The sequence below is a fragment of the Halomonas salinarum genome (genome assembly GCF_012062845.1).
GTDB lineage: Bacteria > Pseudomonadota > Gammaproteobacteria > Pseudomonadales > Halomonadaceae > Onishia > Onishia salinarum.
Genome location: NZ_WWNB01000015.1, coordinates 1 through 25,014 on the forward strand (window position 1 = coordinate 1; position 25,014 = coordinate 25,014).

The following is a 25,014-nucleotide window of genomic DNA, read 5'->3' on the forward strand; positions in this document are numbered from 1 at the left end:
CGCGGGAAGGGGCAGAACATCCGACGCATCACCGAGGAACTGGCCCCGATCCTGCGGGGCTGGGCCAGCTACTTCAGTCTCGTCGACGTGAAGCGCCCCTTGGAAGCGCTGGATGGCTGGATACGTCGCCGACTGCGTTGCGTGGTGTGGCGGCAGTGGAAACGGCCCAGAACCCGACGTCGGAAACTACAAGCGCTGGGTCTGGGCGACCAGCACGCCAGGATGTCAACGGGAAATGGGCGAGGCCCTTGGTGGAATGCCGGTGCCTCGCACATGAATCAGGCCCTGCCGCGGAGGTGGCTTGAGCAGCAAGGCCTGATCTCGGTACTTGATACGGTAAGAGGGCTTAGCCGTTCTTCATGAACCGCCGTATACCGAACGGTACGTACGGTGGTGTGGGAGGGCGCCGGGGGGAACCCCGGCCCCTACCCGATTCCAGTACAGGTTTTATACAGCACAGACAAAGACATCCCAGGAACGCTGCTCTCTACCTGACGCCTTCGCCAAGCTCTATCCAACCCCACTCCCAGGCATCCTTGCCCTTACTATCTGGCTGGCGAGAAAGCCCGAATGAGCACTACCCCCCTCGCCGCCCGCTCAGATAGCACCTCTAAACACAGCCCTGCACAAAGCCCTGAACACTACACGACGGTGAACATTCTTCGATGGGCTCTGCACTCGTAAGAGGGAGTCACCATCAGTGTCCCGCGCAACGCCCACTGCCCATATAAGGCAGGCGACCCTTCTTCACCGCCTTGTACAGCGCAGCATAAAAAAGGGCGCCACAAGGGCGCCCGGAAGAGCAAAAATAGAGCGAGGTTCAGCGATTGGCTTCGCTTGGCTGAGGCAGAGCGGGCAGCGAGCGATCGAGCAGCTCGACACTCTGGCGATAGTAGAGCTGGCTCTTGTTGTGCTCGCCAAGGTTGGCGAAGAGCCGGGCGAGTTCTGCACAAACCACGCCGCTGGGACGCTGACGCTGGCTGGACTCGAAATATTCCTGCGCCTTGCCCCAATAGGCATTGCGCAGCGACAGACGGCCCAGGGTCAGCAACAGATCAGGGTCGTTGGGACGCTCCTGGAGCCACTTCTCGGCATAGACCAGCTGACGCGAGGAATCGACATTCAAAAGCCCATAGCGGGTCACCAGGCGCGAGTCCCAGTTATCCTTCAGCGAGTGACGCAACAGGCGCTCGGCTAGTGCCTCTTCGCCGCCGCGCACCAGCGCCTCGGTATACAGCACCACAAGCTCGATATTGCTGCGCAGATGATCGGGCATGTCAGACCACAGATTGCGCACCCGCTCGATATCGTCTGGGTTGTGCGAGGCCTGCAGGATGAGTTCGCGATAAGCGCGCTGCTCCAGTTCCTTGCGCTCGTCATCGGCGATCAGCTGGTGCCTGGCGAGGCGCGGCATCAGCCGGCGCAGGCCATCCCAGTCACTGACACTCAGATAGGCCTGCTTGAGCAGCTTGAGGATCTGCGGGTGATCAGGCAGCTGCTTGTCGAGGCGAGTCAGTGTCGCCAGGGCTTCTTCGTAGTGCTGGCGATCGAGCATCAGCTGGGCCTGCACCATGCCTACCGCGGTATCAGCCCCCTCAGTGGACATGTGCGCACGCTTGAGCAGGGTATCGGCCTGCTCATAGCGCCCCTGGTAGTGAGCCGCCAAGGCCGCTGACAGGTAGTTGACCAACGGCGTGCTGGAATCATCGGCCGCCTTGACCAGTGACTTCTCGGCCCGCTTCCAGCGCCCCTCAGCCAGGGCCACCAAGCCACGCACCGTACGACGCATGGCATTGCGGTTGCGGTTGCGGGTACTCCACAGCTTGAGGCGGCTTACCGGGCGATGCATGCGCATCAGCAATCGCAGCGCGAAGTGCAGCACCAGGAAAGCACCCAGCAACAGCACGATGCCGAACCAGAAGGAGGTCTGCACCGAGGTGTCACCGACTCGTACCAGCCAGTAGCCGGGCAGCGACTGCATCAGCTGGCCGAACAGGGCGCCAACGGCGAGCCCCAGGACGATCAGCAGGATCAGCTTTCTCATGCATCACCTCCCTGGGCGCGGGCCTCGAAACGCGTCTGGATGAAGTGCGCCATGGCCTGCTGGGAACCACTGATGTCCGGAAGTTCAGGGCGGATGGTCTTGCCACGCATATCAGTGAGCCGCGAGATGGAAGCCTCGACGCTCTCACGCTCGGTGTCGTAGTAGCCCTCGATCAGGGAAATGGCCTTGTCGAGGCTGGCCCGGTACAGCTCGGGCTCTTCCTTGAGCAACGCCAATTGAGCTTGCTCAAGCACCAGCCTCACGTTCTGGCGCAGGTAGGACTCCTGTTCTGGCGTCATCAAGGCTTCCAGGGCCTGATCGTGGCGGCGCACGGTTACTAGGTCCTTGAGTTCACTGCCAAAACGGCTCAACTGCTGCTGCCAATCGCCGCTGGGTGGGGTCTCGATAGTGCCTTCGACCGGGGCCTCGGCCACGTCCTGCTTGAGCGGCAGGCTGGCCAGCTGCTCCTGCTGAGCGTTCAGCGACAGGTAGAGGCCAGTACGATCGACGTCAGGCACGGCATCCAGCTTGGCAAGCTCATCGGCGATGGCTCGGCGCACGGGCAGCAGCGCCGGGTTGCCGGTCTCCTTCAGGCGCTTGTCGGCCGTCTCGAGCAGCGCCATGGCACCACCCACGTCGCGCTCGAGCTGCAGGCGCTGGTTGGCCAGGCGCAGTAGATACGCGGCCTCAGCATGCAGCCATTCGCGCTCATCCGTCTGCTGTTGGCTGTTGAGCTCATCCAGCACGCGGTCCAGCGTGTCGTCGACTTCGCTTCGGTAGTCGGCAAACTCACCTTCGACGCTTGCCACGGCCTCATCCAGCGCCGCGGCGCGAGACTGCTCGGTCTCCTCCAGGCGAGTCTCCAGGGCACTCACAGCCTCGCGATTTGACTCGACCTGCGCCAGGCGCTGCTGCTGTTGCTCGAACCGCTGCCAACCGAACCAGCCAGCGACCACCACGCCTATGGCCAGCAGAATCACCAGGATCAGCGCGACAATGCCAATGGTCTGGCGACCGCCGCCGTTCCCGCCCGAGGCCTTGTGGGCGCCACTCCCACTACCAGCAGAGCCACCAGAGGTGGAAGATGGCTGAGAGGGTGACGGCTTGGAAGAGGCTGCCTTGGAACTCGAAGCGCCCGACGATGACTCGGCCGCGTTCTTGCTACCAGCGCTCTGATTTGAAGAGCCCTGGTTTGAAGAGCCCTGGCTTGAAGAGCCTTGAGCCGTTGCCCCCTGGGCACCAGCGCCCTGAGTGTTGGCGCTCTTGCCACTAGAGGCCTTGCTATCAGCATTCTGACGATTGCTGCCCGAAGCCGTGGTCTCGGTGTTTTTAGCGGCAGCCGGCTGCTCGGCACTTCCCTCCGCCGAGGCATTATCGCGCGAGGCATTGTCCTGGTTGTTGTTCGACGTCCGCCCCTTGCCGCCACGGCGCCCCCGAGGACGCCCGCGGGTGCTGGCCTTGTTCGTCTCGCCAGCGTTTGAAGCACCCGAAGTGCTGGCGTCCGAGGCACCGCCGGTCGACGACTCGGCCCCCGACGATGAGGTGTCACTCTGAGCAGCGGCGGCCGAGGCGGAAGTGCCCGGCGCCTGCTGCGGTTCGTCCTGATCGTGTGATTGCTTGCTCATCTGTCGCTAGCCCTTTTCAAGATCGTCGTGATCGATATCGGCACCGTCCAAGCGGCAGGCCCCGGCGACTTCCGCCGCCAGAGCATCTGGCGTGGCGCCCGCGGCAACGCGGCAATTCGCGAAGCCTAGGCTGCCTGCCAGTGTAACCAAACGCTGACTGGACACGATTAGCGGTTGGTTCAACGCTGCCGGCTGGCACCATCCTGCCAGATGTTCGAGTATTTCGCCGCTACTCACTACGAGTGCAGCGTAGTCGCCAACGGCTAACCGTTGCCGCATGGCTGCCTCAGGCGTTAGTAGCACGCGTCGGTAAACCGACATGCGGGTCAGGCGAGCGCCACGCGCCGCCAGCGTATCCGCCAGCAGGGGACGGCCACCCTCGCCGGCTACCACCAACACCTTCTGCTCATTAAGCACCTGCAGCGAAGGCAATGCCAGTAACCCCTCACTGGTATCCCCTTGCGCGCTGGTTCCTTGCCCTGCTGCTTCCCGTGCTCCTGCTTGAGCGCTGTCCCCGAATCTGCCTCTGCCAGAGGCTGGCACACGGACACGAACACCAAGCCGTTCATGCAGAATAGCGGCCGTGGCGGCGCCTACTGCATAAAAATCCACGCCTACCGGCAGCTGGGGCCAGTAGCGATCGAGCGCATCAACCAGGCATTCGGCCGCAAAGGGACTAATCACCACTACCCGACGGAACTGATCGATGTCCAGCCAGATGCTGCGCTGTTCAGGCGTTTCTGGCAGTGCCTCCAGACGCATCACGTCCAGTGACTCCGGCACGGCCCCGATGGCCTCGATGGCTGCGGCCAGGCGCTTTGCCCGCTCACCGGGACGAGTGATCAGCACATGCGGCGCCACTGTCATCAAACGTCGCCGTAAACTCGGGCGAGAATCTCGCCGGCACCCTGATCGAGCAGATCCTCGGCGACGCGAATACCCAGCGCCTCCGGTTCGTCTGCCGAACCACGACCCTCAGCGCGCAGCACCTCAGTCCCGTCAGAATTACCGACCAGCGCCCGCAACCACAGGGTTCGGCCGTCATCCTCGAAGACCGCATGGCCGCCGATCGGCACCTGACAACCGCCTTCGAGACGGGTGTTCATGGCCCGTTCGGCGCGCACCCGGGCGGCGGTGTCGGGATCGTCCAGGGCCGCCAACAGGCGAATCAGGTCGGCATCATCAGTGCGACATTCGATACCCAGCGCTCCCTGGCCGCAGGCCGGCAGGCTGAGCTCGGGCGGCATCTCCTGAGCGATGCGCTCTTCAAGCCCCAGCCGCTTGAGGCCGGAGGTGGCAAGGATGATGGCGTCAAACTCGCCTTCATCGAGCTTGCGCAAGCGCGTCTGCACGTTGCCGCGCAGGCTCAGCACCTCGATATCCGGGCGCGCCTCGCTCACCTGCAGGCCGCGCCGCAGGCTGGAGGTGCCGACCCGGGCACCCTCAGGCAGCTCGGCAAAGGAGGCATAGTGATTCGAGACGAAGGCATCGGTGGGCTCGGCACCCTCGAGGATCACCGAAAGCCCCAGCCCCTCAGGGAAGTGCATCGGCACATCCTTCATCGAATGCACGGCAATATCGGCACGACCGTCGAGCATGGCGTCCTCGAGCTCCTTGACGAACAGCCCCTTGCCGCCAACTTTGGCCAGCGGCGTGTCGAGGATCTTGTCACCGCGGGTGGACATGGCGACCAGCTCGACCTCAAGCCCCGGATGCAGTTCCATCAGCCGATCACGGACATGCTCGGCTTGCCAGAGGGCGAGGAGGCTCTTGCGAGTGGCGATGCGTAAGGATGTCGTGGCGGGCACAGCGTTCTCCAAATCGGGGCGGGGCACATCTCGGGTAACCCCAAGACGGTGGCGGGGCAAAGGGCCCACACCGGCAATAGCCTCATCATAAAGCACCGGCCGGTGCAGGAAAAATTCTCCTTGTGGCGCCTAACACGCCCCCGCGGGCGGCGTGGCCAGCATCGCCGACTCTGGTACACTCCGGGGTCATACTCTCAAGCTACTTCACAGCGGGATTGCCACTCCGATGACGACGTCTACCAACCAATCCTGGGGCGGTCGCTTCAGCGAGCCCACCGATGCCTTCGTCGAGCGTTTCACTGCCTCGGTGGATTTCGACCAGCGCCTCTATCACCACGATATCCGTGGCTCCATCGCTCACGCCACCATGCTCGAACGCGTCGGTGTGCTGACCACTGAGGAGCGTGATGCCATCCTCAAGGGCCTGGGTGAGATCGAGCAGGAAATCGCTGAGGGCCGTTTCGCCTGGTCGGTAAAACTTGAAGACGTGCACATGAACATCGAGGCACGGCTGACTGAGAAGATCGGCATCACCGGCAAGAAACTGCATACGGGGCGCTCGCGCAACGATCAGATCGCCACCGACATCCGCCTTTATCTGCGCGACGAGATCGATGCGGTAAGCGCCGAACTCGGCCGCCTGCGGGAAGGCATGATCGAGCTTGCCGCCGGCGAAGCCGACACCATCATGCCCGGCTTTACCCACCTGCAGACCGCACAACCGGTGACCTTCGGGCATCACCTGCTGGCCTGGCAGGAAATGTTGGCCCGCGACCATGAGCGTCTGCTCGACTGTCGCCGTCGGGTCAACGTGATGCCCCTGGGCGCCGCGGCGCTGGCCGGCACCACCTTCCCCATCGATCGGCACGTCACCGCCGAGCTGCTGGGCTTCGAGCGTCCTTCCGAGAACAGCCTCGACTCCGTGAGTGATCGCGATTTCGCCATCGAGTTCACGTCCTTCGCCAGCTTGTTGCTGATGCACATGTCCCGCATGAGCGAGGAACTGGTGCTGTGGACCAGTGCCCAGTTCGACTTCATCGACCTGCCCGACCGCTTCTGCACCGGCTCCTCGATCATGCCGCAGAAGAAGAACCCGGACGTGCCGGAGCTGGTGCGCGGCAAGAGCGGGCGCGTCTATGGCCACCTGATGAGCCTGTTGACGCTGATGAAGTCGCAGCCGCTGGCCTACAACAAGGACAATCAGGAAGACAAGGAACCGCTGTTCGACACCCTCGACACCGTCAAGGGCTGCCTCAAGGCCTTCGCCGACATGGTCCCGGCCATCGAAGCCAAGCCCGCGAGCATGTATGAAGCGGCGCGCAAGGGCTTCTCGACCGCCACCGACCTCGCCGACTACCTGGTGCGCAAGGGCGTGGCCTTCCGCGATGCCCACGAGATTGTCGGTCAATCGGTCGCCTTCGGCCTGAAGGAAGGCAAGGATCTCTCCGAGATGACCCTCGACGAACTCAAGCAGTTCTCCGATATCATCGGCGAGGACGTCTTCGAGGTGCTGACGCTTGAAGGCTCGGTCGCGGCCCGTAACCATATCGGTGGCACCGCCCCGGACCAGGTTCGCGCCGCTGCCCAGCGCGCCCGTGACGCCCTGACCACCCTCAACAGCGAGCGCTGAGATGCGAGCCCTGACGATCATCGCCCTGGCGGCCCTGATGCTCGCCGGTTGCGGGCAGAAAGGTCCACTCTACCTGCCCGCTGACAGCGAAGGCGACAACGCCGCCGCCGTGAGTGACCAGCAGAGCAATGACATGAGCAACGACGCCAACAACCGCGCCGGTGACACCGCACCGGCCAACGCCGAAGACGAGAGCTGAGCATGGATCATTTCGACTACCGCGACGGCGTGCTGCACGCAGAAGACGTGCCCCTGGCCTCGGTCGCCGAGCGCTTCGGCACGCCCTGCTACGTCTACTCGCGGGCCACCCTGGAGCGGCATTTCCGCGCCTATGACGACGCACTGGGCAGCCACCCGCACCTGATCTGCTACGCGGTGAAGGCCAACTCCAACCTGGCGGTACTCAATGTGCTGGCCCGCCTGGGTGCCGGTTTCGATATCGTCTCCCGAGGCGAGCTGGAGCGGGTGATAACCGCCGGCGGCGACCCTGCCAAGGTGGTATTTTCAGGCGTCGCCAAGCAGGAAGACGAGATGGCGCGGGCCCTGGAGCTTGACATCAAGTGCTTCAACGTCGAGTCACTACCCGAACTGGAGCGCCTCAACACCGTCGCCGAGCGGCTCGGCAAGGTGGCCCCGGTCTCGCTACGGGTCAATCCCGATGTCGACGCCGGCACCCATCCCTATATCTCGACGGGGCTCAAGGACAACAAGTTCGGCATCCCGGTGGATGATGCCCTGGCCGCCTATGAGCGCGCCGCGGCGCTGCCCCATCTGAAGATCGTCGGAGTCGACTGCCACATCGGCTCCCAGCTCACCGAGATCGCGCCCTTCCTCGATGCCCTCGACCGCCTGCTGGTGCTGCTTGAGCGCTTGGAAGCGCGCGGCATCCAGGTCGACCACATGGATCTCGGTGGCGGCCTCGGCGTGCCCTATCAGGGCGAGCGTCCCCCGGCGCCTTTCGACTATGCCTCTGCGCTGCTTGAGCGCCTGGCCAGCCACGGCGGCCGCGAACTGACCCTGCTCTTCGAGCCGGGACGTTCGATCGCCGCCAATGCCGGGGTGATGCTGACCCGGGTCGAATTCCTCAAGCCTGGCGAGACCAAGAACTTCGCCATCGTCGATGCCGCCATGAACGACCTGATTCGCCCGGCGCTTTACCAGGCCTGGCAGGCGATCCTGCCGGTCGATACCCGTGAGACTCGAAAGGGCGCCACCTATGACGTGGTCGGCCCGGTCTGCGAAACCGGCGATTTCCTCGGCAAGGACCGTGATCTTGCCATCGCAGCAGGCGATCTGTTGGCGGTGCGCTCGGCGGGTGCCTACGGCTTCGTGATGGCCTCGAACTACAATAGCCGGCCGCGCCCGGCCGAGGTCATGGTCGACGGCGAGACGATGCACCTGGTGCGGCGCCGTGAGCATATTGAAGAGCTATGGACCGGTGAGGCACGTCTCCCCGATGGCCCGGAGACACGCTGATGCTGGTGCACTTCACCAAGATGCATGGGCTCGGCAATGACTTCATGGTGGTCGATCTGATCACCCAGCGAGCCCTGCTGCGTGACGAACAGATTCGCGAGCTGGCCGACCGACACTTCGGCATCGGCTTCGACCAGCTATTGACCGTCGAACCGCCCATGGACCCGGACATGGACTTCCGCTATCGGATCTACAATGCCGATGGCAGCGAAGTGGAAAACTGCGGGAACGGTGCGCGCTGTTTCGCGCGGTTCGTGCGCGATCAACGGCTGACCCACAAGCACGAAATCCGCGTCGAGACCCGCGGCGGCCCGCTCACCCTCAAGGTCGAGGACGATGGCCGCGTCAGCGTCGATATGGGGGTGCCGCGCTTCGCCCCGAAGAGCCTGCCCTTCGAGGCCGACGAGGATCGTCTGCGCCATCACCTGGACGTCGCCGGTGAAGCACTCGAGATCGGCGTCACCTCACTGGGCAATCCCCACGCGGTGATCAACGTCGAGAACGTCGACACGGCACCGGTCGCCCGTCTTGGCCCCTTGATAGAGGCGCATCCCCGCTTCCCCCGACGGGTCAACGCCGGCTTCATGCAGGTGATTTCGCCGCATGAAATTCGCCTGCGTGTCTTCGAGCGTGGCAGCGGCGAGACCCTGGCCTGTGGCACGGGCGCCTGCGCGGCCGTCGCCTGCGGCATTCGCCAGGGCCAGCTTGAGAGCCCGGTCACCGTGCACTTGCCCGGTGGCGACCTGACCATCACCTGGCCGGGCGTCGAAGCGCCATTGGTTATGACCGGTCCGGCAATGCATGTCTTCGACGGACGGGTCGCGATAAGCTGATCCCGCCGCCTCATCATCACGATGGCATGGCGAAACGAGACGACAGAAGGAGTGCCCCATGGCCGGTGCCAAAATCCCCGAGCCGCGCCAGACCCTGGATCCGGAAATGGTCGCCCACTGGCTGGCGCGCCATCCCGACTTCTTCGAAGGACGCGAAGGCCTGCTGCAGCAGCTCAAGGTGCCCCACCCGGAAACTGGCGGCGCCACCTCGCTACTCGAGCGCCTGGTCCATGACCTGCGCGGCCGTGCCGAAACCGCCGAATGGCGCCTCGAGACACTGCTCGACTCGGCGCGTCACAACGAGGCCCAGTATCGGCGCACCCGAGAGCTGGTGCTGGCCCTGCTCGAAACCGAGAGCAACGACGACCTGGGTCAGACCCTGGCCCGAGAGCTTAGCGAGCGCTTCCAGACACCCTCCGTGGCACTGTGGTGCCCGGCCAGCCTGAGCGACGGCGAAGCCGCTCCGCCACAGGCGCCTCGTCAGGTGCTCGACGCCGCCGCAGAAACGCGCCTGTCAGCGCTGCTGGATGGTCGTGCCAGCCGTTGCGCGCGACTCTCGGCCACCGACTGGAAACGCCTCCTGCCCCATGCGAAGGTCCCCGACAAGACCGGCTCCTGCGCGCTGACCCGTCTGGCCCTCGGCGAACCGCTGGGCTATCTGGTATTGGCGAGCCCCGACCCGGATCACTTCCGGGCGAGTCTCGATACCCTGTTCACCGAGTACCTCGGCGAGGTGGTGGCTCGTCTGCTGATGCGTCACGCACCGCCACCCCATGACACACCCCGCCATGCCTGATTCGCTTCTCGAGGCACCGCTTGCGACCTTTCTCGAGGCCTTGGCGCGTCATGCAAGTCCGGCCACCGTTGATGCCTATCGTCGCGACCTGTCCCGTTTCCGCGTCTACGCCGAGGACGCGGGACTTGAATCCTGGGCGCAGCTGGACGCAGCCCTGGTGCGCCGCTTCCTGGGCCAGGAACGCAGCCGGGGCTTGGCACCACGCAGCCTGGCACGGCGCCGGGCGGCCCTGTCGCGCTTTGCCGAGCAGCTAGTGAGTGAGGGGTTGCTGACCCATAACCCGGTCTCGCTGACACCCTCGCCACGCCAGCCACAGCACTTGCCGCGCCCGGTAGACGTCGACCAGCTGGCACACTTCCTGGATGCGCCGCATGATGACAGCCCACTGGCCCGGCGCGATCAGGCCATGCTGGAGCTGTTCTACTCGAGCGGCCTGCGTCTCGCCGAGTTGGCGGCACTGGACCTTGACGATCTCGAGTCATCGCGGGTGCGCGTGATCGGCAAGGGCGGAAAACCCCGCCAGGTCCCGGTCGGACGCCGCGCCGCCACGGCGCTCACCGCCTGGATCACCGCACGCGGCCAGCTGGCCACTGCCGGCGAGCCGGCGCTGTTCGTTGGCCAGCGCGGGGCGCGGCTCGGTCATCGCGCCATTCAGCTACGCCTGGCGAACCTCGCCCGGGAACGCGGCCTCGCCGAGCACCTGCACCCGCACCGGCTTCGCCATTCATTCGCCAGTCACCTGCTGGAGTCGAGTCAGGACCTGCGCGCGGTCCAGGAACTGCTCGGCCACGCCCACCTGTCAACGACCCAGGTCTATACCCGGCTCGACTGGCAGCACCTGGCCACCAGCTACGACGCCGCTCATCCACGGGCACGCCGTCGCCACCGAACGCCGCCCGACGAGGGAAACCCATGACCTATACCCGGCCACTGACGGCCCTCACCTTCGATCTCGACGACACCCTCTGGGACAATGGCCACGTCATGGCGCATACCGAGACCGGCCACTACGCCTGGCTCGACGAGGCCCTGACCACCTGGCACGCCGACCGGCTCGAGACCCTGGGCCGCTTCAGCGAGCGCTTCCCGCTGGATACCTATCAGCAGCGTCGCGGCGAGCTTGCCACGCGCCATCCGCTTCGCCGGGGTGATTTCACCTGGATTCGCGAACAAAGCCTACGTGAGCTGCTTGAAGAATACGGGCTGGCAACAGCAGAGGCCCGACGCTGGGCAACCGCCGCCATGGACCAGTTCATGACACTGCGCCATCGCCTGACGCCCTACCCCGAGGTCGACATGCTGCTGACGAGCCTTCGCGCCAACTTCCGACTGGCCTCCGTCACCAACGGCAATGTCGACCTGGCCCGACTACCACTGGCACATCATTTCCCGATAAGAATCGCCGCCGGCGAGATGCACGCCCCCAAGCCCGATGCCCGCCCCTTCCTGGCGGCTCTGTCACGCTTGAACGCGACGCCGTCTCAAGCCATGCATGTGGGAGATTCGTGGGCAGAAGACGTGCTGCCAGCCCAGCGTCTGGGCATGCGCGTGGCATGGATCGACAAGCGGGATGAGGGGCTTCCGATGCGACTGGAAGGTGTCTACAGGCTAGCCCACGTTCGCGACCTGCCTACGCTGCTGGCAAGCCTTGATAGCGACGATGGCTGACATCTCCCGGTGTGATATCGGCGTGATGGCCAAGGAGCGCGGTTAACGCCGGCAACGTGACAATAAGCACGCAGGTGTGGCGAAAAGACACGCCGAGCTTGTACAAACCGCCCCGCCTAACCATACTCCTGTACAGGTTATGTACAGGAGTCATCCTCATGCACGTTCGAGACAGCGGCACTTTGACCAAAACCGCACTGGTAGTGACGCTAATGCTCGGCGGGGGGCTTGCGGTCGCGCCGGTTAACGACGACTTGCGCGACGCGGATAGCGCCTTGACGTCACCCACTGTATCAGCGCACAACATGCAAGGCGTGATCGTGGCCAGTGCGTCCGGTCATGGCGAAGGGGACGCCCCATGGGCACCGGCATTGGGCAGGGAGGGGACTGATTATGACCGAGTGCCCCCCACCTCCAATGGATCAGCGTCCATTATCATGGAGCGTGCCGGCTGCACCCGTGAATGCCTGGAGAGCCTTCGTCAGCGCCTCCTCGACAACCACCGACAGATAGCGCCTGTCTGGGTCTTTTAACATCCCTCGTGAAAGCAAACGGCGCTAGCAGCGCAATCAGCCGAGCACGCTGAGGCACGTTTTAAACACGGCCGAGACCCGTCAGTCAGGGACCCTGCGAAAAAGCAGGCGCCTGAGGCATCAGCTCACCTCATTGCCCACGAGCCAGTCATCCAATTGCTGGTGCACTTCGTCGATGCCCTGACGCTTGAGGGCCGAGAACAGCTGAACGGACACCAGGTCTTCCCACTCCCGCAGCCGGCTGCGCACGTTGTGCAGCGCATTCTTGGCGGCCCCTGACTTGAGCTTGTCGGCTTTGGTCAAAAGAATGCGTACCGGCATCTCCTTGTCATCGGCCCAGCCAAGCATCATCTCGTCGAACTCGGTCAATGGATGGCGCACATCCATCAATAGCACCAGGCCACGCAGTGAGCCACGCTCCTGCAGGTACTCGGCCAGGTGGCGCTGCCACTCAAGCTTGACTTGTTCGGGCACCTTGGCATATCCATAGCCTGGCAGGTCCACCAGGCGGCAGTCTTCCCCGTTCTCGAGGCCGAAGAAATTGATCAGCTGGGTGCGACCTGGGGTCTTCGAGGTACGAGCCAATGCCTTCTGCTGCGTCAGGGCATTAATGGCGCTGGATTTTCCTGCATTGGAGCGTCCGGCAAAGGCGACTTCTACACCGGTATCCGGCGGGCACTTGGCAAGCGTAGGCGCACTGGTGAGGAAGCTGGCAGTCTGGTAGTTGACACGCGGCATGGTCGGTGGGAATCCTGAGGCTTGACGGCGACGATAGGGCAATTCACGTTGCTAGTTGAACTGGCTATAATGCAGGTCTAATTTCTGCGTCCTAAGGGTTGGCAGTGTACCATTGCGCTCTTACTGACCGCGAACAGCGCCCCAATATAAAGGCCGCGCTCACAGCGTTCCCTCCGGGCACGTATCGGTCAACAACGGACAGGCTTAACGTACAGGCGGAGTGGATTCGCGATGAGAAAGTTTCTGGCAAGTTTGGCAATGACACTAAGCGTCGTCGGCGTAGCCCATGCAGAGCTCAAGGGTGACCCTGCCGCAGGGCGCGAAATGGCGCAGAGCTGCGCGGCATGTCATGGCGCCGAGGGGATCAGTGCGGTGGGCATGTTCCCCAATCTCGCAGGGCAGCAGGCGTCTTATCTGGCCAAGCAGATCATGGACATCCGCGATGGCGAGCGCATGGTGGCCCAGATGGCCGGTCAAGTCGATAACTTCTCCGACCAGGATGCCGCCGACGTCGCCGCCTACTACGCCAACATGACGCCGAACCTCGGCCAGGTCGATGCCGACCCTGAGGTGATCGCTCGCGGCAAGGAACTCTACCGTGCCGGCGACATGGCCAAGGGCATCCCGGCGTGCGCCGCCTGCCACACCCCCACCGGCCAAGGCATCGGCACCGCGGTCTATCCGGCCCTGTCCGGTCAGAATACCGACTACACCGTCTCCACCCTCCAGGCCTTCGCGGCCGGCGAGCGTGCCAACGACCCCAATGCCATCATGCGCAGTATCGCCTCCAAGATGAGCGATCGCGATATGCAGGCTGTCTCCCAGTACGTACTGGGCCTGCATTAATCGCCTGACGGCCAGACACAGCATCTGTAGAGGTAAACAAGGGCGGCCAAGAGCCGCCCTTGGCATTTCCATGGTATGGATTGTTGAATCGCCATGTCAGGAGGCATCGCTAATGGAACCCTTGCGCCTGGCAAGACTCCAAGCACGTGGCTGGGGCTCACCCTGCCGGTATTTCCTGTTACCTTTATTGTTGTCCTGGCGGATCCGCGATCCGTACAAGCCCTATCAAGGAGAGTCTTCCGCATGTTCAAGACACTAAGCGTTGCCCTCATTGGCATCGGCATGTCCACCCTGGCCATGGCGGCCCCGCCAGTTGCTGGTGAACATTACAAGGTTCTCGACGAACCGGTTCCGACCCACGTCGAGGATGGCAAAATCGAGGTTACCGAGGCGTTCTGGTATGGCTGCCCGCACTGTTACAACCTCGAAGAACCGCTCAACGCCTGGGTCGCCGAGCTTCCCGACGACGTCTCCTTCCAGCGTATGCCTGCCACCATGGGCGGCACCTGGAACCGCCACGCCGTGGCCTTCTTCGCTGCCGAGCAGCTGGGCATCCAGCAAGATATTCACGAGGACTTCTTCGATGCCATTCATCAGGAAGGCCAGCAACTGACCGATGATGGCGATATCGCGGCCTTCTTCAGCGACTACGGCGTCAGCGAGCAGGAAGCCGAGGCGGCGCTTACCTCCTTCGGCGTCAAGAGCCAGGTCAACCAGGCCCATGCTCGCATGCGCGCCATGAAACTGATGGGCGTCCCCGCGCTGATCGTCGACGGTCGCTACGTGATCACCCCGTCCAGTGCCGGTAGCCTCGAGAACATGCCACAGATCGCCGGGGCATTGATCGAGCAAGTCCGCGAGGAACGCGACGACGCCTCATGAGAGCCATGAATGTGCAACAGCACGGAGCCCTCTCATCATGAGCCGTGCCTCTGGCCACGCCATGGACCGTACCGAAGGTCTGCAGACGCATAGCGGCCGCCATCACCTGCGCCTGCTGACCTTCAATCTGCAGGTCGGCATTCAGACGTCGTCGTATCATCATTATCTGACCCGTAGCTGGCAGCACCTGCTGCCTCACCCGCGACGCCTCGATCGCCTGACGGTGATGAGCGACGTCCTGAGGAATTTCGACCTGGTGGGCCTGCAGGAGGTCGATGGCGGCAGTTTCCGCTCAAGCCAGGTCAATCAGCTCGAGTATCTGGCTAAGCAGGCCGGTTTTCCTCACCACTATCAGCAGCTCAATCGCAACCTGGGGCGGGTCGCTCAGCACAGCAATGGCCTGCTGTCACGGCTCACGCCTACGCGGCTCGAAGAATATCGACTGCCCGGCACACTGCCTGGCCGCGGCGCCATTCATGCGCGTTTCGGCTCCGGCCCGGATGCCCTGCACATGTTCGTCGCCCACCTGGCGCTTGGCTTTCGCACTCGATCTCGCCAGTTGGACTATCTGAGCGAGATCATCGCTCCCCTGCGCCATGTGATCGTCATGGGCGATCTGAACTGCACCCCCGAGCAGCTGTACGCGCACTCGCGCTTCTGCGCGTCCTTGCCCCTTAAGCCAGCACTGCCGCCATTGAGCTATCCTTCCTGGCAACCTCGCCGTGCACTCGACCACATCCTGCTTTCCACTTCTCTCGAGGCCAATGAGGTGCGGGTGCTCGATCAACTTTTCTCCGATCACCTGCCGATCGCCGTCGACATCACGCTGCCAGATGCCTGTCACGCGGCCCTGGCCAAGAGGTAAGACCAATCCTTTCGACCAATGGATAAATCCCTGCCATAACGGCACTTGATCAAATCACGTAGACTTATCGACGATGGTGGAACCAAACACCCACCCGCCGCGCCATCGCGGATACCCCATGGCGTTGACCTCTGTCGGACACCCAAAGCGAGACTCCCATGCCCTCCTCTTCCACTCTGCCGGGAATCTTCTCAAGGCTCGACCAGGCCTCAGAATGGCTGGGCAAGAGTCTGTCCTGGCTCATCCTGATCATGATGCTGATCCAGTTTCTGGTCGTGGTGCTGCGTTACGCCTTCAACTTCAACAGCATCCCCATGCAGGAATCGGTCATGTATATGCATGCCAGTGTTTTCATGCTGTTAGCGGGTTATACCCTCAAGCATGACGGCCATGTGCGGGTCGATATCTTCTATCGCGCCATGACCGCTCGCAAGAAGGCGCTCGTTGATCTACTCGGTACCCTCTTTCTGCTGATGCCGGTCATGATCTTCGTGATCCTGACCAGCCTTGGCTATGTCGGTAAATCCTGGGCGATATTCGAGGGCTCGCCGGAATCTGGTGGTATTCCCGGCGTCTTCCTGCTCAAGACGCTGATCCCGGCGTTCGCCGGTCTGATGATCCTGCAGGGGCTGGTCGAGATGGCACGCAACGCCATGATCTTTACGGGGCGCATGGCGCCGACTCACGATGACGACGCCGAGGAACTGCTGTAATGCTTGAATTCATGCCCCTGGTCCTGTTCGCCGTCATCTGCGTGGTGCTGATGTTCGGCTTCCCGGTCGCCCTGTCGCTGGCCGGTACCGCGCTGGCCTTCGCCGGCCTCGGCATGGGCCTTGAAGCACTCGGCATCAATGCCCACTTCGACGCCAGCTTCCTGTCGGCCTTTCCCAACCGCCTCTACGGCATCATGACCAACCAGACGCTGTTGGCGGTACCGCTGTTCGTGCTGATGGGGGTGCTGCTCGAGAAGTCGAAGGTGGCCGAGACCCTGCTCGACGCCATGGCGCTGCTGTTCGGGTCGCTGCGCGGGGGGCTCGGCATCTCGGTGACGCTGGTCGGCATGATGCTGGCAGCGTCGACCGGCATCGTCGGCGCCACCGTGGTCACCATGGGCCTGCTGTCGCTGCCGACCATGCTCAAGCGCGGCTACAGCATGCCGCTGGCCACCGGTACCATCTGCGCCACCGGCACCCTGGGCCAGATCATTCCGCCCTCGATCGCCCTGGTACTGCTGGGGGATGTCCTTTCCTCGGCCTACCAGCAGGCTCAGCTATCCATGGGCATCTTCAGCCCCAAGACCGTCTCGGTGGGCGATCTGTTCATGGGGGCGCTGGTGCCCGGCCTGATCCTGGTGGCGCTCTACATCGCCTATGTTGCCTTCATCGCCTGGCTCAAGCCTGAAGCGGCGCCGCCCGCCGATCGCGAAGAGCTGATGGAAGAGCTCGGCCACCAGGGCAGCCTGTTCACGCTGCTGCTCAAGGGCCTAGTGCCACCGATCATGCTGATCATCGTGGTGCTGGGCTCGATTCTCGGCGGCTTCGCCACCCCCACCGAGGCCTCTGCAGTCGGTGCCTTCGGCGCCCTGGTGCTTGCCATCGCCTATCGTCAGCTGGACTTCAAGAAGCTCAAGGAAGCGCTGCACTCTACCGCTCACGTCACCACCATGGTGTTCCTGATCCTGATCGGCGCGGCGCTGTTCTCGCTGGTGTTCCGCGCCTTTGGTGGCGAGGAGCTGGTCCAGGAGGTCTTCGAGAGCATGCCCGGCGGCGTGGTGGGGGCGACGCTTGTGGTGATGTTGGTGATCTTCCTGCTCGGCTTCATCCTCGACTTCATCGAGATCACCTTCGTGGTGGTGCCCATCGTTGGCCCCATCCTGCTGGCCATGGGCCTCGACCCGATCTGGCTGGGCATCATGATCGCCATCAACCTGCAGACCTCGTTCCTGACGCCACCCTTCGGCTTCGCGCTCTTCTACCTGCGCGGCGTGGCGCCGGATTCGGTACCTACGTCAGCGATCTACCGTGGCGTCATGCCATTCATCGCCCTGCAGCTCGCCATGCTGATTGCCCTGGCCTTCTTCCCGGAGCTTGCCACCTGGCTACCCGAGCAATTTTGAACGATGCTGACTATATAAGAACGGCATTAATAAGAGCATAACGTTCTTCCGGCACCCTTGAGGTGCCGGTCCGGGCCTGAGCCCGATTCGCATGCCGGCCCGCCTCGGCGGGCCTCTCGCACCACAATCTGCATAATAAAGAGAGGAAGTCGCATGAAACTCAAATCACTCGTCGCCGCCGTGGCCCTGAGCTCCGCCGCCTCCGGCCTGTTCCTGGTCTCGGGCGTGGACAACACGGCAAAGGCTCAGGAGACCTTCGAATGGAAGATGGTGACCTCCTGGCCGAAAAACTTCCCCGGCGTCGGTCAAGGGCCCGAGCGGCTATCGAAACTGGTCGATGAAATGTCCAACGGCCGCCTGACCATCGACGTTTTCGGCGCCGGCCAGCTGGTCCCCGGCTTCGAGGTCTTCGACGCCGTCTCCGAAGGCACCGCCGAGCTCGGCCACTCCGCCTCCTACTACTGGAAAGGCAAGGCGCCGGCGGCCCAGTTCTTCGCCGCGGTGCCCTTCGGCATGAACGCCCAGGAAATGAACGCCTGGCTACATTACGGCGGCGGGCTTGAGCTGTGGAACGAGCTCTACGATGACTTCGGCGTCGACGTCATGGTCGCCGGCGCCTCCGGCGTACAGATGGGCGGCTGGTACAACAAGGAAATCAATTCCGTCGACGACCTGGACGGCCTGAAGATGCGCATGCCAGGCCTCGGCGGCGAGGTCATGGACCGCATGGGTGTGGCCATCGTCAACATGCCGGGCGGCGAGATCTTCACGTCGCTGCAGTCCGGCGCCATCGATGCCACCGAGTGGATCGGGCCTTACAATGACCTGGCCTTCGGTCTCCACCAGGCAGCCGAGTACTATTACTACCCGGGCTGGCACGAGCCGACCGTGATGTTCGAGGCGATCGTCAACGAGGAGGCTTTTGCCGAGCTGCCGGATGACCTGCAAGCGATCCTCAGGACCGCGATCCGCGACGTCAACGCCGACATGCTCGACGAGTACACCGCGCGCAACAACGATGCGCTCGAGACGCTGGTCAACGAGCATGATGTCCAGCTGCGTCGCCTACCCGACGACGTCCTGGCAAGGGCCAAGGAGCTGTCTTCCGATGTGGTCAAAGAGCTGAGTGAGTCCAGCGACATGGCCAAGAAGATCTACGACTCCTACACCAGCTTCCAGGAGAAGGTCGTGAACTATCACGCCATCTCCGAGCAGGCCTACTACAACGCTCGCAACCCTGAAGGCGACACTACAGAGTAATGCTTCACTGACGTATCAAACGACCGGGCTCGCCACGCGAGCCCGGTTTTTTTATCTGTGTCTCAGTGAGGAGGCGGCCTGCTATCCATGAGCCTAACCGGTCGCGGTCATGCCCAGGGCCTGGACCCAGTCGATCATCGGCGCCGGGTAGATGCCCAACACGACGATCAGCACCGCCATCCCCAGCACCACGATGCCACCCGCACTCATCCCCCAATTGGCAGGGGCATCACGGCGCTGCATGCCCGCCTCGGTCAGGTAGAGGGTGACCATCACCCGCAGATAGTAGAAGAGACCGATGGCACTGCCAGCGATCACGCCGCCGACCAGCCACCAACGCCCCGCCTCGACGCCCAGCGCGATGATATAGAACTTGCCGATAAAGCCCGCGGTGAAGGGAATCCCGGCCAGCGACAGCAGCGCCACGGTGAGTACCGCGGTGAGATAGGGGCGACGCCAGAACAAGCCGCGATAGTGGTGCAACACCGCTGCGTCCTCGCCATGGTAGGGGGAAGAGACGAGGGTCACTACTCCGAAGGCCGCTAGGGTCGTGCACAGATAGACCACCAGATAGATGCCGCTGGCCTCCACCGCCAGCCCCTCTCCGATGACCAGCGCGGTCAGCAGGTAGCCGAAATGCGCGATCGACGAATAGCCGAGCAGCCGCTTGAGGTTGGCCTGAGTCAGCGCCAGCAGATTGCCGACCAGCATGGTCAGGACTGCCATCACCGCCAGCACGCCATGCAGCCAGCCCTCGCCGAAAACGGGGGCCGCCAGCATCAGCCGCAGCAGCACCACGAATACCGCGACCTTGCTGGCCGTGGCAAGAAAGGTCGCAGCAGGCCCTGGCCCGCCTTCGTAGACATCCGGCGTCCACAAATGGAAGGGTACCACCGACAGCTTGAAGCCCAACCCCGCCAGCATCAGGCCAGCCCCCGCCAGACTCCAGACACCTGGGCTCCCGGCTAGACTCGCGGTCAGACCAGCGAAGTCGAGCCGGCCGGTCTCGGCGTAGAGTAGCGCCATGCCGAACAACAGCGTGGCCGTCGCCGCTGCTGACAGCACCAGGTACTTGATCCCGGCCTCAAGCGAGCGTCGCTCGCGATAGGTGTAGGCGAGCATGCCGTAGAGCGGCATCGACAGCAGCTCAAGGCCGAGGAACAGCGTGGCGAGATGGGTGCTGGCGGCCAGCACCATGCCCCCCGCAGTGGCGCACAAAAGCAGCAGGTAGAACTCCTCACGAGGCCCCTGGTGGTGCGCCAGGTAGGCGTGCCCAAGGGCCGTGCAGGCAAGTGCTGCCATCAGGATCAGGGTCGCGGCGAAGAGACTCAGGCCATCGATGGCCAACATCGGTGTGGCCAGCGGCGCCAGGCCCCATACGGCGATCAACGACAGCAGCGCCAGGCTCAAGCCGGCGACCGTGACCACCGCTACCGCCGTATGGTGACGCTGCCAGGCGATGCCCAGCATCACCACCAGCGCCGTGGCACAGACCAGCAGGATCGGCATCAAGGCCAGCAGGTGGGTCGTGGTCAGCATCATTGATTCCCCTTGGCCAGCGAGGATAAGGGGGCCACGCCCTCGAACAACTGCTGAACCTCAAGCATCGCCGCACCGGTAGTATCCAGTAACGGCTGCGGATAGAGCCCGAACAGCAACACCAGCCCCGTCAGGGTCAACATCATCAGGTACTCCCGGCGGTCGAGATCGGCGAAGTGCTCCTTGCCCTGGGGCGGGCCGAAGTGCACACGTTGCATCAGCAGCAGCGAGTAGATCGCCGCCAGCAGCAGGCCGCCGCTGGCAAGCACTACCACCCAGGGCACCAGCGGGAAGGCGCCAAAGAGAATCATCATCTCGCCGAGGAAGTTAGCGGTACCCGGCATGCCCAGCGAGGCAGCGACGAAGAACAGCGAGAAACCGGGCAAGCTGCCCAGGCGCCCCCACAGGCCGCCCATTTCACGCATGTCGCGCGTGTGCAGGCGCTCGTAGAGCTGGCCGCTGACGATGAACAGCCCGGCCGCGGAGAAGGCGTGGGCGACCATCAGCATCACGACCCCCTGCAGGGCCAGCTCGGTGCCGGCATAGATGCCGATCAGCACGAATCCCATGTGCGAGATGCTGGTATAGGCGATCAGGCGCTTGAGATCCTGCTGGCCGCAGGCCAGCAACGCGCCATAGTAGATGCCGAGGAGCCCCAGCCCCATGGCCACCGGCGCGAACGCCTGTGAGGCCTCGGGGAACAGCGGCAAGGCGAAGCGCAGCATGCCGTAGGCAGCAGTCTTGAGCAGGATGCCGGCAAGATCGACGCTGCCCGCGGTCGGCGCCTGGGCATGCGCATCGGGCAGCCAACCATGCAGCGGCACGACCGGCAGCTTGACCGCGAAGGCGATAAAGAAGCCAAGCATCAGCCACATCGCCAGGCCATCGCTGAGCGGCGTCTGCATCAGAGTTGCGTAGTCGAAGGAGTACTCCCCAGTGTGGGCGAGGTTGGCGAACACCAGGCCGAGGATCGATACCAGCATCAGCAGGCCGCTGGCCTGGGTATAGATGAAGAACTTGGTCGCCGCGCGGATGCGGGTGCGCCCTTTCGAGCCGCTGTGTCCCCACAGGGCAATCAGGAAGTACATCGGCACCAGCATCATTTCCCAGAAGAAGAAGAACAGGAAGAGATCGATGGCCAGGAAGACCCCGACTACCCCGCCGAGGATCCACAGCAGGTTGAGGTGGAAGAAGCCGACACGGTGCACGATCTCGTGCCAGGAGCACAGTACCGCCAGTATCCCCAGAAAGCCGGTCAGCGCGATCAGCACCAGCGACAGGCCATCCAATGCGAGGTGAATGCTGATCCCGAAGCGTGGAATCCAGGCCACCTGCCATTCCATCGTCCAGCGCACCGCCTCGCCCTGGGGATCGAGTGAGGGCAGATGGTAGTCGCCGTAAAACCACAGCCCCAGCGTGATCGCGAGCACCATCAGCATGGTGCCCAGAGCGATCCAGCGCGGCGCCTGTTCGCCGAAGCGCTCGCCCTGCCAGCACAACAGGCCCCCGATGAAGGGGATCAAGATCAGCCAGAGCAGCGTCATAAGCGATGCATTCCCTGTCGTTGTCGAATCATCTGCGTTCTCCCGCGCGTTCGCATCACCCGGCCGGCCTTGAGGCGCATCAGCCGCTCACGACCAGGACCAGCAGTACCAGCGTCACCCCGGCAGCCATGGTGGCGGCGTAATAACGCATCTTGCCGCTCTGCGTGAGGCTCAGGCCACGATGTAACCCCCAGGCAAGCCAGGCCGCCAGCAACAGCAGGCGATCGATGAGATCACTTTCAAGCAATCGCACCAGGCCGCGATAGGGTCTTACCAGCAGCCGGTCGTAGGCGATATCGAAGCCCCAGGCGTTATGCCATAGCCACCACAGGCGCGCCGCCCATCCCGTCGACACGCGCTCGCTAAGCCAGCGCCAGCGGGTCAGGAACAGCCAGGCCCCCAGGCCCAGGCCAACCAGTGAGGTCGCGGCGGCGACAATGCCAAGCACCGTGTGGCCGGCACCGTGAACGCCCGCGCCGGGGCTTGTGGGCAACACGGCCTCGAGCGGTGGATGGATCCAGGCCCCCAGGAAGGTCGACAGCACCGCCAGCACCACCAGCGGCAAGCCATGCACCAGGCCACGTCCGGGCTCGGCATGACGGGCGTTGTCGCTCTTCATCTCGCCGTGGAAGGTGCCGATGATCAGCCTGAGGGTGTACAGAGAGGTCAAGAAGGCCCCGATCAGGCCGGCCAGCATCAGTCCGCCATGGCCGGCGGCCAACGCCTCCCACAATATCTCGTCCTTGCTGTAGAAGCCGGCAGTCACCAGGGGCAATGCGGCCAATGCCGCCCCACCAACCACGAACCCGGCGTAGGCCAGCGGCAGGCGTCGCCACAATCCGCCCAGACGGCGCATGTCCTGTTCGTGGTGGCAACTGACGATCACGGCACCGGCGGAAAGGAACAGCAACGCCTTGAAGAAGCCATGCATCATCAGATGAAAGATCGCCGCGTCGTAGGCCCCCACACCCAGCGCCAGGAACATGTAACCGATCTGGCTCATCGTCGAATAGGCCAGCACGCGCTTGATGTCGGTCTGGGCCAGGGCCGCGAAACCGGCCAGCAGCAGCGTAACTGCACCGATCAGGCCGACCAGGTAAAGCACGCCCGGTGCCAGCTCGAAGACACCGTGCAGCCGGGCGATCAGATAGACCCCGGCGGTGACCATGGTCGCCGCATGGATCAGCGCCGACACCGGCGTGGGGCCGGCCATGGCATCGGCAAGCCAGGTGTGAAGCGGCAGCTGCGCCGACTTGCCGAGTGCGCCACCCAGAATCAGCAGCGCCGCCAGCTGGGCCTGCCAGGCACCCTCGGCCCACACCTCTGGTGCCCGTTGCAGTATCTCGGCGATATTCAGGGTGCCCAGCTCGCGAAACATCAGGAACAGGCCGATCGCCAGGAAGACGTCGCCCAGGCGAGTGACGATGAAGGCCTTGAAGGCCGCCCAGCCGTTGGCTTCAGTCCAGTAGTAATAGCCGATCAACAGGTAGCTGCACAGGCCGACACCTTCCCAGCCAAGGAAGAGCAACAGCATGTTGTCGCCAAGCACCAGCAACAGCATGCTGAACACGAACAGGTTCATGAAAGCGAAGAAGCGGGTCACCCCCGCCTCGCCCTGCATATACCAGGCGGCGAACAGGTGAATCAGGAAACCGACGCCGGTAATGATACCGATCATGGTTAAAGACAGGCCGTCCAGACGCAGGCCGATGGTGGGGCGGAAATCGCCCACCGACAGCCAGGTCCACAGCGTCATGTCGACACCTCCCACCCCACTGTCAACGAAGTGCCAGCCGATCCACGCCGTCACCAGCGCCGCCAGGCCTACGCTTACGACACCAACCACCGCGCTGGAACGTGGCCCGAGACGGCCCCGTGACAGCGCCAGGACCAGGGTGCCGGCGAGCGGCAGCAGAAAGGTCAACGGCAGTAACGACATCGGCAGTTCCTCATCCGTGCATGCGGTTGGCAGCGTCCACGTCCAGGGTCTTGTAGCGATGGTGCAGCTGTATCAGCAGCGCCAGTCCCACGCTGGCCTCGGCCGCGGCCAGGGTGATCACCAGCAGGAACATCGCCTGGCCCTCGGGTTGCCCCCAGGCCGTACCGCCGACGATGAATGCAAGTGCTGCGGCATTGAGCATGATCTCAAGGCTCATCAGCACGAACACCATGTTGCGGCGACAGATCAGGCCGGCGATGCCCAGCGCGAACAGGATCGAGGCCAGCACCAGGCCGTGCTCCATGGGGACTCCACTCATGACGCCTCCTTGCGAGCGTCAGGCTCGCGACGCCCGGCAGACCCGGCGGGCGACGACAACCGCCCGACGTGCGACGCCGTGACCAGTGCCGCCAGCAGCAGCATGGCGGCCAGTTCGACGACTAGCAGCCAGGGGCCGAACAGGATCGAGCCCACCGCCTTGGCGGTCAGCGTTTCTCCTTCGATGACGCGCCCCCCATCACCCAGCCACAGGATGGCGATCAGCGTCAGCAGCAGGACACCGGATAGCACCGAGGGCCCCAGCCAGATGCGCGGCTTGAGCCAGGCCCGCTCCTGCGCCTCCACGGTGTCACTGAGGTTGAGCATCATCACCACGAACACGAATAGCACCATGATCGCCCCGGCATAGACGATCACCTCCAGCGCCCCGGCAAAGGGCGCGCCCAGCGCACAGAACACCAGCGCCACCGCGATCAAGGAGACGATCAGGTAGAGCAGCGCATGCACCGGGTTGGTGTTGGTGATCACCCCAAGCGTCGCCAGCACCGCCACCAGTCCACTCAGATAAAATGCAATTTCCATGTCATTCTTCC

The 25,014-nt window shown here is 63.6% G+C and carries 24 protein-coding genes and 1 pseudogene; 15 read left to right on the forward strand and 10 right to left on the reverse strand.

All coding sequences use genetic code 11. The features are described from left to right. Positions 1 to 363 (forward strand): group II intron maturase-specific domain-containing protein (locus HF027_RS11205; protein ID WP_280730182.1); only part of this gene is annotated, 363 nt, incomplete at its 5' end. A gap of 457 nt (positions 364 to 820) precedes the next feature. Here the strand turns inward: HF027_RS11205 and HF027_RS11210 are convergent. Genes HF027_RS11210 through hemC form a run of 4 tightly spaced genes read right to left on the reverse strand, consistent with a single transcriptional unit; the run spans position 821 to position 5,477 of the window. After that, entirely contained in the window at positions 821 to 2,044 is a 1,224-nt protein-coding gene (locus tag HF027_RS11210) for a heme biosynthesis HemY N-terminal domain-containing protein (protein WP_168015691.1), read from the reverse strand. Further along, positions 2,041 to 3,669 carry a uroporphyrinogen-III C-methyltransferase gene (locus tag HF027_RS11215; protein WP_168015692.1) on the reverse strand — a complete coding sequence of 543 codons (1,629 nt, stop codon included), beginning with the start codon at positions 3,667 to 3,669 and terminating at the stop codon, positions 2,041 to 2,043. Before HF027_RS11215 ends, HF027_RS11210 begins: the two co-directional genes overlap by 4 nt. 6 nt (positions 3,670 to 3,675) lie before the next feature. Further along, on the reverse strand, positions 3,676 to 4,536 hold the full coding sequence (locus tag HF027_RS11220; protein WP_209316442.1) for a uroporphyrinogen-III synthase: 861 nt from the start codon (positions 4,534 to 4,536) through the stop codon (positions 3,676 to 3,678). After that, a complete protein-coding gene (gene hemC, locus HF027_RS11225) occupies positions 4,536 to 5,477 on the reverse strand; it encodes a hydroxymethylbilane synthase (RefSeq protein WP_168015693.1) in 942 nt (313 codons plus the stop codon). Before hemC ends, HF027_RS11220 begins: the two co-directional genes overlap by 1 nt. A 226-nt stretch (positions 5,478 to 5,703) precedes the next feature. On the opposite strand from hemC, the gene argH reads away from it, so the two are divergent. The 8 genes and pseudogenes from argH (at position 5,704) to HF027_RS11265 (ending at position 12,413) form a co-directional block, all read left to right on the forward strand. Next, positions 5,704 to 7,107, forward strand: a complete 1,404-nt coding sequence (gene argH / locus HF027_RS11230) for an argininosuccinate lyase (protein WP_168015694.1) — start codon at positions 5,704 to 5,706, stop codon at positions 7,105 to 7,107. 1 nt (position 7,108) lies between these two features. Next, positions 7,109 to 7,213: pseudogene (lptM, locus tag HF027_RS15870) on the forward strand (LPS translocon maturation chaperone LptM); the annotation flags it as partial. 95 nt (positions 7,214 to 7,308) lie between these two features. Next, positions 7,309 to 8,583, forward strand: a complete 1,275-nt coding sequence (gene lysA, locus HF027_RS11240; RefSeq protein ID WP_168015698.1) for a diaminopimelate decarboxylase — start codon at positions 7,309 to 7,311, stop codon at positions 8,581 to 8,583. Beyond that, entirely contained in the window at positions 8,583 to 9,416 is an 834-nt protein-coding gene (gene dapF, locus HF027_RS11245) for a diaminopimelate epimerase (protein WP_168015700.1), read from the forward strand. Before lysA ends, dapF begins: the two co-directional genes overlap by 1 nt. A gap of 58 nt (positions 9,417 to 9,474) precedes the next feature. After that, the gene (locus HF027_RS11250; RefSeq protein WP_168015702.1) at positions 9,475 to 10,212 is read left to right on the forward strand and encodes a DUF484 family protein; all 738 of its coding nucleotides are present in this window, start codon (positions 9,475 to 9,477) and stop codon (positions 10,210 to 10,212) included. After that, complete coding sequence (locus tag HF027_RS11255) at positions 10,205 to 11,128, forward strand: tyrosine recombinase XerC (protein WP_168015704.1); 924 nt, start codon at positions 10,205 to 10,207, stop codon at positions 11,126 to 11,128. The genes HF027_RS11250 and HF027_RS11255 overlap by 8 nt, the downstream gene beginning before the upstream one ends. Next, positions 11,125 to 11,880 (forward strand): HAD family hydrolase, encoded by a 756-nt coding sequence (locus HF027_RS11260; RefSeq protein WP_168015706.1) that lies wholly within the window; start codon positions 11,125 to 11,127, stop codon positions 11,878 to 11,880. Before HF027_RS11255 ends, HF027_RS11260 begins: the two co-directional genes overlap by 4 nt. Before the next feature lie 158 nt (positions 11,881 to 12,038). Beyond that, a complete protein-coding gene (locus HF027_RS11265) occupies positions 12,039 to 12,413 on the forward strand; it encodes a hypothetical protein (RefSeq protein ID WP_168015709.1) in 375 nt (124 codons plus the stop codon). Positions 12,414 to 12,533: 120 nt separating this feature from the next. Here HF027_RS11265 and yihA read toward each other — a convergent pair whose 3' ends face one another. Next, positions 12,534 to 13,151: a ribosome biogenesis GTP-binding protein YihA/YsxC gene (yihA, locus tag HF027_RS11270; protein ID WP_168015711.1), complete on the reverse strand. Its 618-nt coding sequence runs from the start codon at positions 13,149 to 13,151 to the stop codon at positions 12,534 to 12,536. A 231-nt stretch (positions 13,152 to 13,382) separates the two neighbouring features. Here yihA and HF027_RS11275 point away from each other — a divergent pair, with 231 nt between their 5' ends. The 6 genes from HF027_RS11275 (at position 13,383) to HF027_RS11300 (ending at position 19,120) form a co-directional block, all read left to right on the forward strand. After that, on the forward strand, positions 13,383 to 13,997 hold the full coding sequence (locus HF027_RS11275) for a c-type cytochrome (RefSeq protein WP_168015713.1): 615 nt from the start codon (positions 13,383 to 13,385) through the stop codon (positions 13,995 to 13,997). A 243-nt stretch (positions 13,998 to 14,240) separates the two neighbouring features. Further along, positions 14,241 to 14,879 carry a thiol:disulfide interchange protein DsbA/DsbL gene (locus HF027_RS11280; protein ID WP_168015715.1) on the forward strand — a complete coding sequence of 213 codons (639 nt, stop codon included), beginning with the start codon at positions 14,241 to 14,243 and terminating at the stop codon, positions 14,877 to 14,879. Positions 14,880 to 14,940: 61 nt separating this feature from the next. Further along, the gene (locus HF027_RS11285) at positions 14,941 to 15,744 is read left to right on the forward strand and encodes an endonuclease/exonuclease/phosphatase family protein (RefSeq protein WP_168015863.1); all 804 of its coding nucleotides are present in this window, start codon (positions 14,941 to 14,943) and stop codon (positions 15,742 to 15,744) included. A gap of 158 nt (positions 15,745 to 15,902) precedes the next feature. Continuing rightward, on the forward strand, positions 15,903 to 16,457 hold the full coding sequence (locus tag HF027_RS11290) for a TRAP transporter small permease subunit (protein WP_168015717.1): 555 nt from the start codon (positions 15,903 to 15,905) through the stop codon (positions 16,455 to 16,457). Beyond that, positions 16,457 to 17,860: a TRAP transporter large permease gene (locus HF027_RS11295; protein WP_168015719.1), complete on the forward strand. Its 1,404-nt coding sequence runs from the start codon at positions 16,457 to 16,459 to the stop codon at positions 17,858 to 17,860. The genes HF027_RS11290 and HF027_RS11295 overlap by 1 nt, the downstream gene beginning before the upstream one ends. Positions 17,861 to 18,013: 153 nt before the next feature. Further along, positions 18,014 to 19,120, forward strand: coding sequence for a TRAP transporter substrate-binding protein (locus tag HF027_RS11300; protein ID WP_168015721.1), 1,107 nt, complete (start codon positions 18,014 to 18,016; stop codon positions 19,118 to 19,120). 93 nt (positions 19,121 to 19,213) lie between these two features. Here HF027_RS11300 and nuoN read toward each other — a convergent pair whose 3' ends face one another. The 5 genes from nuoN to nuoJ form a co-directional block, all read right to left on the reverse strand. Further along, positions 19,214 to 20,662, reverse strand: a complete 1,449-nt coding sequence (nuoN, locus tag HF027_RS11305) for an NADH-quinone oxidoreductase subunit NuoN (RefSeq protein ID WP_168015723.1) — start codon at positions 20,660 to 20,662, stop codon at positions 19,214 to 19,216. After that, positions 20,659 to 22,203 carry an NADH-quinone oxidoreductase subunit M gene (nuoM, locus tag HF027_RS11310; protein ID WP_168015725.1) on the reverse strand — a complete coding sequence of 515 codons (1,545 nt, stop codon included), beginning with the start codon at positions 22,201 to 22,203 and terminating at the stop codon, positions 20,659 to 20,661. Before nuoM ends, nuoN begins: the two co-directional genes overlap by 4 nt. Before the next feature lie 79 nt (positions 22,204 to 22,282). Continuing rightward, on the reverse strand, positions 22,283 to 24,142 hold the full coding sequence (gene nuoL / locus HF027_RS11315; protein ID WP_168015727.1) for an NADH-quinone oxidoreductase subunit L: 1,860 nt from the start codon (positions 24,140 to 24,142) through the stop codon (positions 22,283 to 22,285). Positions 24,143 to 24,152: 10 nt separating this feature from the next. Continuing rightward, entirely contained in the window at positions 24,153 to 24,461 is a 309-nt protein-coding gene (nuoK, locus tag HF027_RS11320) for an NADH-quinone oxidoreductase subunit NuoK (protein ID WP_168015729.1), read from the reverse strand. Beyond that, entirely contained in the window at positions 24,458 to 25,003 is a 546-nt protein-coding gene (nuoJ, locus tag HF027_RS11325; protein WP_168015731.1) for an NADH-quinone oxidoreductase subunit J, read from the reverse strand. Before nuoJ ends, nuoK begins: the two co-directional genes overlap by 4 nt. Between the last annotated feature and the right edge of the window lie 11 nt (positions 25,004 to 25,014).

Excerpts from the sequence above, each read along its gene's own strand:
- HF027_RS11210 (WP_168015691.1), bottom strand. The coding sequence starts at position 2,044 with ATGAGAAAGCTGATCCTGCTGATCGTCCTGGGGCTCGCCGTTGGCGCC.
- HF027_RS11215 (WP_168015692.1), bottom strand. The coding sequence starts at position 3,669 with ATGAGCAAGCAATCACACGATCAGGACGAACCGCAGCAGGCGCCGGGC.
- HF027_RS11220 (WP_209316442.1), bottom strand. The coding sequence starts at position 4,536 with ATGACAGTGGCGCCGCATGTGCTGATCACTCGTCCCGGTGAGCGGGCA.
- argH (WP_168015694.1), top strand. The coding sequence starts at position 5,704 with ATGACGACGTCTACCAACCAATCCTGGGGCGGTCGCTTCAGCGAGCCC.
- lysA (WP_168015698.1), top strand. The coding sequence starts at position 7,309 with ATGGATCATTTCGACTACCGCGACGGCGTGCTGCACGCAGAAGACGTG.
- dapF (WP_168015700.1), top strand. The coding sequence starts at position 8,583 with ATGCTGGTGCACTTCACCAAGATGCATGGGCTCGGCAATGACTTCATG.
- HF027_RS11250 (WP_168015702.1), top strand. The coding sequence starts at position 9,475 with ATGGCCGGTGCCAAAATCCCCGAGCCGCGCCAGACCCTGGATCCGGAA.
- HF027_RS11255 (WP_168015704.1), top strand. The coding sequence starts at position 10,205 with ATGCCTGATTCGCTTCTCGAGGCACCGCTTGCGACCTTTCTCGAGGCC.
- HF027_RS11260 (WP_168015706.1), top strand. The coding sequence starts at position 11,125 with ATGACCTATACCCGGCCACTGACGGCCCTCACCTTCGATCTCGACGAC.
- HF027_RS11265 (WP_168015709.1), top strand. The coding sequence starts at position 12,039 with ATGCACGTTCGAGACAGCGGCACTTTGACCAAAACCGCACTGGTAGTG.
- yihA (WP_168015711.1), bottom strand. The coding sequence starts at position 13,151 with ATGCCGCGTGTCAACTACCAGACTGCCAGCTTCCTCACCAGTGCGCCT.
- HF027_RS11275 (WP_168015713.1), top strand. The coding sequence starts at position 13,383 with ATGAGAAAGTTTCTGGCAAGTTTGGCAATGACACTAAGCGTCGTCGGC.
- HF027_RS11280 (WP_168015715.1), top strand. The coding sequence starts at position 14,241 with ATGTTCAAGACACTAAGCGTTGCCCTCATTGGCATCGGCATGTCCACC.
- HF027_RS11285 (WP_168015863.1), top strand. The coding sequence starts at position 14,941 with ATGGACCGTACCGAAGGTCTGCAGACGCATAGCGGCCGCCATCACCTG.
- HF027_RS11290 (WP_168015717.1), top strand. The coding sequence starts at position 15,903 with ATGCCCTCCTCTTCCACTCTGCCGGGAATCTTCTCAAGGCTCGACCAG.
- HF027_RS11295 (WP_168015719.1), top strand. The coding sequence starts at position 16,457 with ATGCTTGAATTCATGCCCCTGGTCCTGTTCGCCGTCATCTGCGTGGTG.
- HF027_RS11300 (WP_168015721.1), top strand. The coding sequence starts at position 18,014 with ATGAAACTCAAATCACTCGTCGCCGCCGTGGCCCTGAGCTCCGCCGCC.
- nuoN (WP_168015723.1), bottom strand. The coding sequence starts at position 20,662 with ATGATGCTGACCACGACCCACCTGCTGGCCTTGATGCCGATCCTGCTG.
- nuoM (WP_168015725.1), bottom strand. The coding sequence starts at position 22,203 with ATGACGCTGCTCTGGCTGATCTTGATCCCCTTCATCGGGGGCCTGTTG.
- nuoL (WP_168015727.1), bottom strand. The coding sequence starts at position 24,142 with ATGTCGTTACTGCCGTTGACCTTTCTGCTGCCGCTCGCCGGCACCCTG.
- nuoK (WP_168015729.1), bottom strand. The coding sequence starts at position 24,461 with ATGAGTGGAGTCCCCATGGAGCACGGCCTGGTGCTGGCCTCGATCCTG.
- nuoJ (WP_168015731.1), bottom strand. The coding sequence starts at position 25,003 with ATGGAAATTGCATTTTATCTGAGTGGACTGGTGGCGGTGCTGGCGACG.